Source organism: Paraburkholderia translucens, from assembly GCF_020881035.1.
Taxonomy (GTDB): domain Bacteria; phylum Pseudomonadota; class Gammaproteobacteria; order Burkholderiales; family Burkholderiaceae; genus Paraburkholderia; species Paraburkholderia translucens.
Genome location: NZ_JAJITC010000026.1, coordinates 31,580 through 44,371 on the forward strand (window position 1 = coordinate 31,580; position 12,792 = coordinate 44,371).

A 12,792-nucleotide genomic window follows, 5' to 3' on the forward strand; every position below is an offset into this window, starting at 1 on the left:
CCGTTTCCCCGTGATGGGGGCACTTAAGTGCCTGATTTGGGTTAAAAATGTCAAGAAAGTTCGGCATTTTCGCCGCAGACCTCGAGCTTTTTTTCTGCGAGACTTCAGGGTCAAAGCGGGGCAAAGGCGGGCATGAGTCAGGCTCGAAGCGAGGCTGCAAGGCGGGGCGCGGGCGGCCGAGCGGATCGAAGATGTCGCTTTTGCCGTAGAATGTCCGACTTGTTTTAATTTTGCGACTATTCATGGCGAAGACCGCATCGAGAGATCCCGCCGCCGCGCCAACTGAAAGCGGCGAAAGCGCGCCGCTGCCGGAGAACTACGAGGCCGCGCAGGCTGAGCTGGAAGAGCTGGTCGCGCGCATGGAAGGCGGTAGCCTGAGCCTCGAGGAATCGTTGGCAGCGTACCGCCGTGGGGCGGCACTTGTCGCATTCTGTCAACAGCAGCTCGAAAAAGTCGAGCAGCAAGTGCGGGTGCTGGACGGCGAGACACTCAAGCCGCTGCCCGTGAATAGCGCAGGCACAGCCGCGACTGAGAGCGGGGACGACCTATGACATTCGAACAATGGACGCGCTTGGTGCTCGAACGTGTCGAAACGGCGTTGGAACGCTATCTGCCGGCCGAGACGACCGAACCCGCCAAGCTGCACGAGGCGATGCGCTATGCGGTGCTCGGTGGCGGCAAGCGGGTTCGACCGCTCCTGTGCCACGCCGCCGGCGAGCTAACCGGCGCGCGCGCCGAATGCCTCGATGCGGCGGCTGCGGCGCTGGAAATGATCCACGTGTACTCGCTCGTGCACGACGACATGCCGTGCATGGACGACGACGCGCTGCGCCGCGGCAAGCCGACGGTCCATGTCAAGTATGACGAAGCGACCGCGCTTCTGGTCGGCGACGCGCTGCAATCGCAGGCATTCGTCGTGCTCACGTCCGACGTGCTGGGCGCGCCGCAGCAGGCCTCGCTCGTGCGCGAACTCGCGCTGGCAAGCGGCTCAATCGGCATGTGTGGCGGACAGGCCATCGATCTGGCGAGTGTCGGCCACACGCTGACCCGCCCGCAGCTCGAGACCATGCATCGGATGAAGACCGGCGCACTGCTGCGCGCGGCCGTGCGCATGGGCGCATTGGCAGGCGAGACGCCGGACGAGCCGGCGCTGGCGTCGCTCGATGCCTACGCCGCCGCGGTCGGTCTCGCGTTTCAGGTCGTCGACGACATTCTCGACGTAACGACTGACTCCGCAACGCTCGGCAAGACCGCCGGCAAGGACGCGAAGGACGGCAAGCCGACCTACGTGTCGATTATCGGGCTCGACGCGTCGCGCGCGCTCGCGGCGCAACTGCGCAGCGACGCGCACGCCGCGCTTGCGCCGTTCGGCGCGCGCGCGCAGCGCCTTGCCGAACTGGCCGACCTGGTGGTGAACCGGGTCAGCTGAACGCGAAAGCCCGCCGCCGCGCACCCTCCATCCGAAGGGTGCATGTATGAAGTGCGGGCGCGTAAGTTTTCCTACAATGGAACGACGATGTACGACTTGCTGAAAACCATCGACGACCCGGCAGCCTTGCGCCGCCTCGATCGCCGCCAATTGCAGCCGCTTGCCGACGAGTTGCGTGCCTTTGTGCTCGACAGCGTATCGCAGACGGGCGGCCATCTCTCGTCCAACCTCGGCACGGTCGAGTTGACCATCGCGCTGCATTACGTGTTCGATACGCCGCATGACCGGATCGTTTGGGACGTCGGCCATCAGACCTATCCGCACAAGATCCTGACCGGTCGCCGTGACCAGATGCACACGCTGCGTCAGTTGGGCGGCATCTCGGGCTTCCCGAAACGCGACGAATCGGAATACGACACCTTCGGCACCGCGCACTCGAGCACGTCGATTTCGGCCGCGCTCGGCATGGCGATCGCGAGCAAGCTGCAGGGCGACAACCGCATGGGCATCGCCGTGATCGGCGACGGCGCGATGACGGCCGGCATGGCTTTCGAGGCAATGAACAACGCCGGCGTCGAAGACGACGTGCCACTGCTCGTGATCCTCAACGACAACGACATGTCGATTTCGCCGCCGGTCGGCGCGCTCAATCGCCATCTCGCGCGTCTGATGTCGGGGCGCTTCTATGCAGCTGCGCGCGCGGGCGTCGAACGCGTGCTGCGCGTCGCGCCGCCGGTGCTCGATCTCGCGCGCAAGCTCGAAGAGCACGCGAAGGGCATGATCGTGCCGGCCACGCTGTTCGAGGAGTTCGGCTTCAACTACATCGGGCCGATCGACGGTCATGACCTCGATTCGCTGATTCCGACGCTGCAAAACATCAAGGAACTGCGCGGTCCGCAATTCCTTCACGTGGTCACGAAGAAAGGCCAGGGCTACAAGCTGGCCGAGGCCGATCCGGTGCTGTACCACGGCCCGGGCAAGTTCAACCCGGCCGAGGGCATCAAGCCGGCCGCAACGCCATCGAAGAAGACCTATACGCAGGTGTTTGGCGAATGGCTGTGCGACGCGGCCGAGCTCGACTCGCGCGTGGTCGGCATTACGCCGGCGATGCGTGAAGGCTCGGGCATGGTCGAGTTCGAAAAGCGCTTTCCGGACCGTTACTTCGACGTCGGCATCGCCGAGCAGCACGCGGTGACGTTCGCGGGCGGGCTTGCCGCGGACGGCATGAAGCCGGTCGTCGCGATCTATTCGACCTTCCTGCAACGCGCGTACGACCAGTTGATCCACGACGTCGCCCTGCAAAACCTGCCGGTGGTGTTCGCGATCGATCGCGCGGGTCTCGTCGGCGCGGACGGCGCGACGCACGCGGGTGCATATGACCTCGCGTTCATGCGTTGCATCCCGAACATGACCGTGATGGTGCCGTCGGATGAAAACGAGTGCCGGCAAATGCTGTACACCGCGTTGCAGCAATCGCATCCGACCGCGGTGCGCTATCCGCGCGGTGCAGGCACCGGCGTCGCCACCGTCAAGCAGATGAGCGCGTTGCCGCTCGGCAAGGGCGAAGTGCGTCGCGAGACTTCGGCGCCAGCCGGCAAGCGTATCGCGATTCTCGCGTTCGGTACGATGGTCGCGCCGTCGCTCGCGGCGGCCGAGCAACTCGATGCCACCGTCGCGAACATGCGCTTCGTGAAGCCGCTCGACACCGAGCTCGTGCGCAAGCTGGCCGAAACGCACGATGCAATCGTCACCGTCGAAGAAGGCTGCATCATGGGCGGCGCGGGTTCGGCCTGCGTCGAAGCCCTGCTCCGGAGTGGGGTTATGCGCCCCGTACTACAATTGGGCCTCCCCGACCGGTTCATCGATCACGGGGACCCGGCCAAGCTGCTCGCCGCGTGCGGTCTCGACGCCGCAGGTATCGCCCGGTCGATCCGCGAACGTTTTCTCACGAGCGGAGCGGTTGGCGGCCAGTCGTCGGTGAAGCGCGTCGCGTAAGACGCTGTCGCCTGTCTTGCCGCCGTCGTGCGACGGCGGTTTCCGCAATTTCCAGATCGAACCGACGGGCGTTGCGGCCCGTCACCCAACGCCGGCAGCAGCCGGCGTTCGCCGTTGCGCATGCTGATCCGCGCGGCCGCCGGGCGTTCCGAAGTCGCTGCGCGACAGCCCTCCGACGCAACGAAGCTCGGCACGGCCCGGCGCTTTCCTGAAAGGACAAAAGAATGAATCAGATGAATCCCGCCTTCGTGATGCCCGACGTGCAAAGCACGCCTGACACGCGCCAGATTCCAATCCAGCGGGTCGGCGTGAAGGGCGTGCGTCATCCGTTGACGGTTCGCACCCAGAGTGGCGAAGTGCAGCCGACGGTCGGCACGTGGAATCTCGACGTGCATTTGCCGGCCGAGCAGAAGGGCACCCATATGTCGCGTTTCGTCGCGCTGCTCGAGGAGAACAAGGCACCGCGCGAGCCGGCCACGTTCCGCACGATGCTCGCGGCAATGCTCGAAAGGCTGGAAGCCAAGGCGGGCCGCATCGAAGTGTCGTTCCCGTACTTCGTGAACAAGACCGCGCCGGTGTCGGGTGTGCAGAGCCTGCTCGACTATGAAGTCACGCTGACGGGCGAGACCCGCAATGGCGCAACGCGGCTGTTTCTGAAGGTGCTGGCGCCGGTCACGAGCCTGTGCCCGTGCTCGAAGAAGATATCGCAGTATGGCGCGCACAACCAGCGCTCGCACGTGACGATCAACGCCGAGCTGAGCGGCGACGTCGCTCCCGAAGAGTTGATCCGTATCGCTGAGGAAGAAGCGTCGTGCGAACTGTGGGGGCTGCTCAAGCGCCCGGACGAAAAGTTCGTCACCGAGCGCGCGTATGAAAATCCGAAGTTCGTCGAAGACCTCGTGCGCGATGTCGCCCAGCGTCTGAATGCCGACGAGCGCATCGCCGCGTATGTGCTCGAAGCCGAGAATTTCGAGTCGATTCACAATCACAGCGCCTATGCAGTGATCGAGCGGGACAAGCGCGTTGCTTGATACGTTCGTTCTTCGCCGGCCCGCACGGTCTCATTGCGGGAGAATCGAAGCAAAAAAAGCCGCCTCCAAAGCGGCTTTTTTTTGCCTTGCGAAAGGGGCTCAGTGCGCGAGCGTCGTCAGATCCCAGCGGGGCTTCACCGTGAACGCGTAGTCGTTGCCGGCCTGTTCGGGCCAGCGTTGCAAGCGCAGCGCGCCGGCCAGCGCGATCATCGCGCCGTTGTCCGTGCACAGCGAAAGGTCGGGGTAGTGCACGTAGAAATTGCGCTTCTGCGCGGCGGCCGACAGCGCTTCGCGCAACTGCCGGTTCGCGCCGACACCGCCCGCCACAACCAGCCGATTCAGCTTGGTGCGCTTGAGCGCCGCAAGCGATTTGGCGGCCAGCACTTCGACGGCTGCATCCACGAAACCGCGCGCGAGGTCGGCCTTCGCCTGCTCGCAGATGTTCGTGCCGCCGAGCCGGTTCGCGTGCGTGAGCACGGCGGTCTTCAGGCCGCTGAAGCTGAAATCGAGGTCGCCGGAATACAGCATCGGGCGCGGCAGTACGACCGCGCCGGGCGTGCCGAACTCCGCGAGGCGCGAGACTTCCGGGCCACCAGGATAGCCGAGGCCGAGGAGCTTGGCGGTTTTGTCGAAGGCTTCGCCGGCGGCGTCGTCGAGTGTTTCGCCGAGCGTCTCGTAGACGCCGACGTCCGTCACACGCATCAGTTGCGTATGCCCGCCCGACACCAGCAGCGCGACGAACGGAAACGGCGGCGGCTCATCGACGAGCAGCGGCGACAGCAGATGCCCTTCGAGGTGATGAATGCCGACGGTCGGCTTGTTCCACGCCATCGCCAGCGAATTGGCGACGCTCGCGCCGACTAGCAGCGCGCCCGCGAGTCCGGGCCCTTGCGTGTAAGCGATCGCGTCGATGTCGCCGCGCGCGACGCCGGCGCGCTCCATCACTTCTTCGAGCAGCGGCAACGCGCGGCGGATATGGTCGCGCGACGCAAGCTCCGGCACGACGCCGCCGTACTCCCGATGCATCGCAATCTGCGAATGCAGCGCGTGCGCGAGCAGGCCGCGCTCTGTGTCGTAGAGCGCCAGACCGGTTTCGTCGCAGGAGCTTTCGATGCCGAGAACGAGCATGATGAATCGCTTGAGGCGGACACGCGCGAGGCGCGCCCGAAAGTGAAAGGTAAGCCTGAAAGTATACCAGTGCGGACAGGCAGCCGCAGGCGGCCAGCAGACCGCCTCCTCGGCCGCGCCGGTCCGGCAGGTACAATGCGGCCCCATGGAATCCTTTGATATCGCGGTGATCGGCGCGGGTGCGGCCGGCATGATGTGCGCCGCCGTGGCCGGTCAACTCGGCCGGCGCGTAGCGCTCATTGACCACTCGCAGCGCCTCGCGGAGAAAATCCGCATTTCCGGCGGCGGGCGCTGCAACTTTACGAATCTGTACGCGGGGCCGGCCAATTATCTGTCGGCGAATCCGCATTTTTGCCGCTCGGCGCTCGCGCGCTATACGCCGCGCGACTTTATGGCCTTGCTCAAGCAGCATCGCGTGACATGGCACGAGAAGCACAAGGGCCAGCTGTTCTGTGACCAGTCGAGCGATGCGATCATCGACGTGCTGAAACGCGAGTGCGACGCGGGCGGGGTTGCATGGCGCAAGCCACTGTCCGTCGAAGAGGTGCGTCAGGACACCGAGGGACGGTTTCTGCTCGGCACGATGGCGGGCACGATGGCCGCCCGGGCGCTCGTAATCGCGACCGGCGGCCTGTCGATCCCGAAGATCGGCGCGACCGATTTCGCGTACCGGATCGCCAAGCAGTTCGGCCACAAGTTGATCGACATGCGCCCCGCGCTGGTGCCGCTGACGTTCGCGCCCGCCGACTGGGAGCCGTTCGCCGCGCTGTCGGGCGTCTCGCTCGAAGTGCAACTGTCGACGGGCAATAAGAAGGCCGGTGCCGAGTTCACTGAAGATCTGCTGCTCACGCATCGCGGCCTGTCGGGCCCGGGCGTGCTGCAGATCTCGAGTTACTGGCAGCCCGGCGAGCCGATTCACATCAATCTGCTGCCGGAGCGCGACGCCGCGGCCACGCTCATCGAGGCCAAAAACGGCACGAAGCGGCAGATCGCCAATCTATTGTCGGAATGGGTGCCGCAGCGGCTTGCACATGCCTGGCTCGACACCCATCAGGTGCCGGCCGAGGCCCGCGTGGCGGATTTGCCGGACAAGACGCTGCGCCGCATCGGCGAGGCCCTGTCGCGATGGACGATCACCCCGAACGGCACCGAGGGCTATCGCAAGGCCGAAGTGACGCGCGGCGGCGTCGATACGCGCGGCTTGTCGTCGACGACCATGATGAGCTCGCGGGTGCCCGGGCTCTACTTCATCGGCGAAGCAGTCGACGTTACCGGCTGGCTCGGCGGCTACAATTTCCAATGGGCATGGGCATCAGGCGTAGCGGCGGGCGAGGCGGCCGCGGAATACGCGCGGGGGCTTGACGGCGCGATGGCTTTGTGAGAAAGCTCTGCTATACTCCTGAACCTTTACAAAGTTCCGTTATTGAAAAATGACGACCATCCGCGTAAAAGACAATGAGCCGTTCGAAGTCGCCATGCGCCGTTTCAAGCGGACCATGGAGAAAAACGGCTTGCTGACGGAACTTCGCGCTCGCGAGTTTTACGAAAAGCCCACGGCCGAACGCAAGCGGAAGAAAGCGGCGGCAGTGAAGCGTCATTTCAAGCGTCTGCGTGGCCAGATGCTGCCGAAGAAGCTCTACTGATTCTGGCGTTGCCGCGCTCTGCTTCGCACACAGCACGGCAGCATCCAAGCCGATGACGACACGACAGGTGTCATCACGGAAAACCCGGCCCATCGGGCCAGCCGGCAGGGTCGGATCCACTACGCATATTGCGCCAGCCCGCTTGAGGAAGAAGTCCCAAGCGGGTATTTGTGTTGATGCGGCGGCATTGCCGCCAGCGACCGGCCGGTTTTTCAACTTTTCAACGCAATTCAGGTGAGTGATGAGTCTCAAGGACCGGATCAACGACGATATGAAAGCTGCCATGCGGGCGCGCGAGACCGAGCGTCTCGGGACGATCCGTCTGCTGCTCGCCGCGATCAAGCAGCGCGAGGTCGATGAGCGTGTCACGCTCGACGACACTGGTATAACCGCCGTCGTCGACAAAATGATCAAGCAGCGTAAGGATTCGATCAGCCAGTTCGAGGCCGCGGGACGCACGGATCTCGCAGACAAGGAAAAGGCCGAACTGGCCATTCTTTCCGCGTACATGCCTGAACAGATGTCCGAAGCGGAAATCGTTGCCGAAGTGCAGGCGGCGGTCGCACAAACCGGCGCAGCCGGCCCTCAGGACATGGGCAAGGTGATGGGCGTGCTCAAACCGAAGCTGGCTGGCCGAGCCGATATGACCGCTGTCTCGGCCCAGGTCAAAGCCGCGCTCGCGAAGTAACTCCGTTGGTTTGTCCGGGTCGCGCGTGCTTCGTGGAAGGCGAGGCGCCGTGCCCGGCCGCGGTGTCGAGCCCGGACTCCGGGCTTGGATTTTGAAGCTTTCCTGGCAGCGTCATTTACTGTGATCCCACCGTCATTCCTGCAGGACCTGCTCAACCGCGTCGATATCGTCGACGTGGTCGGCCGGTATGTGCAGCTGAAAAAGGGCGGCGCGAACTTCATGGGGCTGTGCCCGTTTCACAACGAGAAGAGCCCCTCGTTTACGGTTAGTCCGACTAAACAGTTTTATCACTGCTTCGGCTGCGGTGCGCATGGCACTGCCATCGGTTTTCTGATGGAGCACGTGGGTGCGTCGTTCCCCGAAGCGGTCAACGAGCTCGCGCAATCGGTGGGTCTCACCGTGCCGCACGAACCTTCGCCCGGATATGGTGGCGCGGGCGGGAGCGCCGGCGGCTATGCGCCGGCGGCTTCCAAGGCAGTCACCACCGCGCTGTCCGACCTCATGCAGACCGCCTGCGACTACTACCGAAAGCAGCTGCGCGGCGCGCCGGACGCGATTCAGTATCTGAAAAAGCGCGGCCTGACAGGTGAAATCGCCGCGCGCTTCGGGCTCGGCTACGCACCGGATGGCTGGCAGAACCTGGAGGCGGCGTTCCCGAATTATCGCGACGACGGACTCGTCGAAGCGGGTCTCGTGATCGTCAGCGAAAAGTCCGACGCGCAGGGGCAGAACCGCCGCTACGACCGTTTTCGCGAGCGGATCATGTTCCCCATTCGCAATGTGAAAGGGCAGGTGATCGGTTTCGGCGGCCGCGTGCTCGATGGCGGCGAGCCAAAGTATTTGAATTCGCCCGAAACGCCGCTATTTAACAAGGGCAGCGAGCTATACGGCCTATTCGAGGCGCGTCTCGCGATTCGGGAGCAGCGCTATGTGCTGGTCGTCGAAGGTTATATGGACGTGGTCGCGTTGGCCCAGTTGGGCTTCCAGAACGCCGTCGCCACCCTCGGCACTGCCTGCACGCCGATTCATGTGCAGAAACTGATGCGCCAGACCGATACGATCATCTTCAGTTTCGACGGCGACGCGGCGGGCCGGCGCGCCGCGCGTCGCGCGCTCGATGCCTGTCTCCCGCATGCGGCCGACAACAGGACGATCCGCTTTCTGTTCCTGCCGACCGAGCACGACCCCGACAGCTACGTGCGCGAGTTCGGCACCGAGGCGTTTGCCGAGCAGGTCGAAAGGGCGATGCCGCTATCGCAATTCATGCTTAACGAGGTGCTGACCGGCAAGGAGCTCGATCAGCCGGAAGGCAAGGCCCGCGCGCTGTTCGACGCGAAACCGTTGCTGCAGGCATTGCCGGCCAATGCGCTGCGCGCGCAGATCATGCACATGTTCGCGGACCGGCTCGATGTGCCGTTCAGCGAGGTCGCGGCCCTTTGCGAGGTCGACGCCCGGATCGCGGCCGCCGCGCGCGAGGCGCCGGCCCGCAAGGACCGGCGCAGCGTGACCGGTATAGAGGAAAAGACGCTGCGCAATCTGGTGATGTATCCGCGCACGATCGCGATGCTCGACGAAGAGGCCGAAGAGGCGCTGCTCACCGTGACGCGGCACGCGGAACTGTTCGCGGAAGTGGCGACGCACGCACGTGCGCTCGGCGATTCGGCGGCGTTCCAGTTGTTGTCCGATCTCTTGCGAAATGGTGCGAACGCCCCAACTTTCGAGGAAATCTTTCGCAAAATTCTAGACTATGATGAAAACGTCCGGGATTTGCTGCTGAAAGACCCACAGGACGCGGCCGTCATCGAGGAACGGCGCGAGCAGGAACGGATTGTGGGCGAGGAGTTGAAGGCCGCGATTCTGAAAATGCGATACGACGCTTATTGCGATCGTCTTGAGCAGCTTTCACGGCAAACCCGGCATACGCCGGAAGAATTCGCCGAGTTTTCGGAGCTGAACCGGAAGCGGGCTGACATGAAGCGTCAGCTCGGGCTGTAACGGAGATGCCGAAACCTCGGATGGTACAATCAAAAAGTTTCTAGCGTTTTGTTTTCTCAAGGGTTTTCCTAGCAAAGGCGAAAGGCGATGCGATGGCAAAGACGACAGGCGGAAATCAGACAACAGGCTCACGCTCTAAAGAGCGCACCGGCAAAGTTGCCGAAGCCAAACTGACTGCGTCCGCCAGGAGAACGTCCTCTGCAGTCAGCGCTGCGCCCGCTGCCGGGAAGAAGTCGTCGACCACTGCGGCCGCGCAGGCGGCAAAGGTTCGGACGGCGAAAGCTGTAGCACCGCCGGCTGCCAAGCGGTCGGGTGTCAGTAGCGCAAGGGAAGCGGCTGCCGTTGAGGTCGATGCGGTAGCGCGCGTGACTCCAGTATCCACGGTTCAACCGGCTGTTGTTCAACAGCCGGGGGTCGAGACTACAGCCGGTACGGCGAACTCCATGACGAAAAAGCTGAACGAAGTACCCGTCGAAGACGATGCAACCCAGACCGAAGAAACCGCTGCCGCCGCACCGGGCAAGACGGAGAAGGTCAAGGCTCGCGACCGTCGTGCGAAGGAAAAAGCGCTGCTAAAAGACGCGTTCGCGTCGTCGCAGCCGGGCACGGTCGAGGAACTCGAAGAGCGTCGCTCCAAGCTGCGCGCGCTGATCAAGCTCGGCAAGGAACGCGGCTTCCTCACGTACGCCGAAATCAACGATCACCTGCCGGACAATTTCACCGAGACCGAGGCGATCGAAGGCATCATCAGCACGTTCAACGACATGGGCGTCGCGGTCTACGAACAGGCCCCGGACGCCGAAACGCTGCTGCTCAACGACAACGCGCCCGCGGCTTCGTCGGATGACGAAGTCGAAGAGGAAGCCGAAGTCGCGCTGTCCACCGTCGATTCCGAATTTGGCCGCACCACTGATCCCGTGCGCATGTACATGCGCGAAATGGGCACGGTCGAGCTGCTTACGCGCGAAGGCGAAATCGAAATCGCAAAGCGTATCGAAGACGGCCTGAAGCACATGGTGATGGCCATCTCCGCGTGCCCGACCACGATCGCCGACATCCTCGCAATGGCCGAGCGCGTCGCCAACGACGAAGTGCGCATCGACGAACTCGTCGACGGTCTGATCGACGCCGACGCGGAAGACGCCGACGGCTTTTCCGCGCAGGAAGCCGAAGCGATCGAGAACGAAGACGAGGAAGCCGAAGCAGAGGACGAAGAGGACGAGGAAGAAGACGATGGCGCGGCGCAAGCCACGGCCAACGCCGCGCAGCTCGAAGCGCTGCGGCGCGCGTCGCTCGAAAAATTCGCGTTGATCAGCGAATGGTTCGACAAGATGCGCCGTGCGTTCGAGAAGGAAGGCTACAAGTCCAAGTCGTATCTGAAGGCGCAGGAAACGATCCAGAACGAGCTGATGACGATCCGCTTCACCGCGCGTACCGTCGAGCGTCTGTGCGACACGCTGCGTGCGCAGGTGGATGAGGTGCGCCAGGTCGAGCGTCAGATTCTGCATACGGTCGTCGATAAGTGCGGCATGCCGCGCGCGGAATTCATCGCACGTTTCCCGGGCAGCGAGACGGACCTCGAATGGGCCGACAAGATCGTCGCCGAAGGTCACGCGTATAGCGCGATCCTCACGCGCAACATTCCGGCGATCCGCGAACAGCAGCAGCGTCTGCTCGATCTGCAGGCGCGCGTGGTGCTGCCGCTCAAGGACCTGAAAGAAACCAACCGTCAGATGGCGGCCGGTGAGCTGAAGGCGCGCCAGGCGAAACGGGAGATGACCGAGGCGAACTTGCGGCTCGTGATCTCGATTGCGAAGAAGTACACGAATCGCGGTCTGCAGTTCCTCGACCTGATTCAGGAAGGCAACATCGGCCTGATGAAGGCAGTGGACAAGTTCGAATATCGTCGTGGCTACAAGTTCTCGACGTATGCGACGTGGTGGATTCGCCAGGCCATTACGCGTTCGATCGCCGACCAGGCGCGCACGATCCGGATTCCGGTTCATATGATCGAAACGATCAACAAGATGAACCGCATTTCGCGTCAGATCTTGCAGGAAACCGGTCTCGAGCCGGATCCCGCAACGCTGGCCGAGAAGATGGAGATGCCGGAAGACAAGATCCGCAAAATCATGAAGATCGCGAAGGAGCCGATCTCGATGGAAACGCCGATCGGTGACGACGACGACTCTCATCTGGGCGACTTCATCGAAGATACGAACACGGTCGCCCCGGCGGATGCCGCGTTGCACGCGAGCATGCGCGACGTCGTGAAGGACGTGCTCGACTCGCTGACGCCGCGCGAAGCGAAGGTGTTGCGCATGCGTTTCGGTATCGAGATGAGCACGGATCACACGCTTGAGGAAGTCGGCAAGCAGTTCGACGTGACGCGCGAGCGGATTCGTCAGATCGAGGCGAAGGCGCTGCGCAAGCTGCGTCATCCGAGCCGCTCGGACAAGCTGAAGTCGTTCCTCGAAGGAAATTGATCGAGGCGGCCTTAGCCGGCTGAAAAAGACGTGATCAAAGGGGCCTCGTGGTCGTTTCGCAGAAGCGAAGCGGTTGCGCAGGCCCCTTTTTCGTGTAGTATGTCGGCCAATCGATGAAACGGGCCCGGCCTTACGACCGGGTCTTTTTTCTTGGGCTGGACGCCGTGTTGGTTGCAGGCAGTGGACTCATAATCCACCTCCGAAAGGACATCGTGGGTTCGAACCCCACCCGGCCCACCAAAGTATCCAAAGAAGGGTTCCGTATTCCGGAACCCTTCAGACTGCTGACAAAGTACCCCCAAAGCCTGGCCACACGCCGGGCTTTGTCGTTTAATGGGCGTCATGCTCAAGAAACCAACACCGATGCAGCACGAACTCGAGATGGTCACGCTCGAGG

General features: G+C 63.2%; 10 protein-coding genes and 1 tRNA gene. 10 read left to right on the top strand and 1 reads right to left on the bottom strand.

Going from position 1 to position 12,792, the window contains the following annotated elements; genetic code table 11:
- The first annotated feature begins 242 nt into the window (after positions 1-242).
- The 4 genes from LJ655_RS28690 (at position 243) to folE2 (ending at position 4,455) form a co-directional block, all read left to right on the top strand.
- Positions 243-551, top strand: coding sequence for an exodeoxyribonuclease VII small subunit (locus LJ655_RS28690; protein ID WP_230564537.1), 309 nt, complete (start codon positions 243-245; stop codon positions 549-551).
- The gene (locus tag LJ655_RS28695; protein ID WP_230564538.1) at positions 548-1,429 is read left to right on the top strand and encodes a polyprenyl synthetase family protein; all 882 of its coding nucleotides are present in this window, start codon (positions 548-550) and stop codon (positions 1,427-1,429) included. Before LJ655_RS28690 ends, LJ655_RS28695 begins: the two co-directional genes overlap by 4 nt.
- 87 nt (positions 1,430-1,516) lie before the next feature.
- The gene (dxs, locus tag LJ655_RS28700; RefSeq protein WP_230564539.1) at positions 1,517-3,424 is read left to right on the top strand and encodes a 1-deoxy-D-xylulose-5-phosphate synthase; all 1,908 of its coding nucleotides are present in this window, start codon (positions 1,517-1,519) and stop codon (positions 3,422-3,424) included.
- Between the two features lie 224 nt (positions 3,425-3,648).
- A complete protein-coding gene (gene folE2, locus LJ655_RS28705) occupies positions 3,649-4,455 on the top strand; it encodes a GTP cyclohydrolase FolE2 (protein ID WP_230564540.1) in 807 nt (268 codons plus the stop codon).
- A 99-nt stretch (positions 4,456-4,554) separates the two neighbouring features.
- On the opposite strand, the gene tsaD is transcribed toward folE2, so the two are convergent.
- A complete protein-coding gene (gene tsaD, locus LJ655_RS28710; RefSeq protein ID WP_230564541.1) occupies positions 4,555-5,583 on the bottom strand; it encodes a tRNA (adenosine(37)-N6)-threonylcarbamoyltransferase complex transferase subunit TsaD in 1,029 nt (342 codons plus the stop codon).
- Between the two features lie 145 nt (positions 5,584-5,728).
- Here tsaD and LJ655_RS28715 point away from each other — a divergent pair, with 145 nt between their 5' ends.
- The 6 genes from LJ655_RS28715 (at position 5,729) to LJ655_RS28740 (ending at position 12,635) form a co-directional block, all read left to right on the top strand.
- Positions 5,729-6,964, top strand: coding sequence for a BaiN/RdsA family NAD(P)/FAD-dependent oxidoreductase (locus LJ655_RS28715; RefSeq protein ID WP_230564542.1), 1,236 nt, complete (start codon positions 5,729-5,731; stop codon positions 6,962-6,964).
- Positions 6,965-7,013: 49 nt separating this feature from the next.
- Positions 7,014-7,226, top strand: coding sequence for a 30S ribosomal protein S21 (gene rpsU, locus LJ655_RS28720; protein WP_008919901.1), 213 nt, complete (start codon positions 7,014-7,016; stop codon positions 7,224-7,226).
- 241 nt (positions 7,227-7,467) lie between these two features.
- Positions 7,468-7,914: a GatB/YqeY domain-containing protein gene (locus tag LJ655_RS28725; protein WP_018433893.1), complete on the top strand. Its 447-nt coding sequence runs from the start codon at positions 7,468-7,470 to the stop codon at positions 7,912-7,914.
- Positions 7,915-8,034: 120 nt separating this feature from the next.
- Positions 8,035-9,909 carry a DNA primase gene (gene dnaG / locus LJ655_RS28730; protein ID WP_230564545.1) on the top strand — a complete coding sequence of 625 codons (1,875 nt, stop codon included), beginning with the start codon at positions 8,035-8,037 and terminating at the stop codon, positions 9,907-9,909.
- Between the two features lie 92 nt (positions 9,910-10,001).
- Positions 10,002-12,395 carry an RNA polymerase sigma factor RpoD gene (gene rpoD, locus LJ655_RS28735; RefSeq protein ID WP_230564543.1) on the top strand — a complete coding sequence of 798 codons (2,394 nt, stop codon included), beginning with the start codon at positions 10,002-10,004 and terminating at the stop codon, positions 12,393-12,395.
- A gap of 152 nt (positions 12,396-12,547) precedes the next feature.
- Positions 12,548-12,635 (top strand) — tRNA-Ile (locus tag LJ655_RS28740).
- The last annotated feature ends 157 nt before the right edge of the window (positions 12,636-12,792 follow it).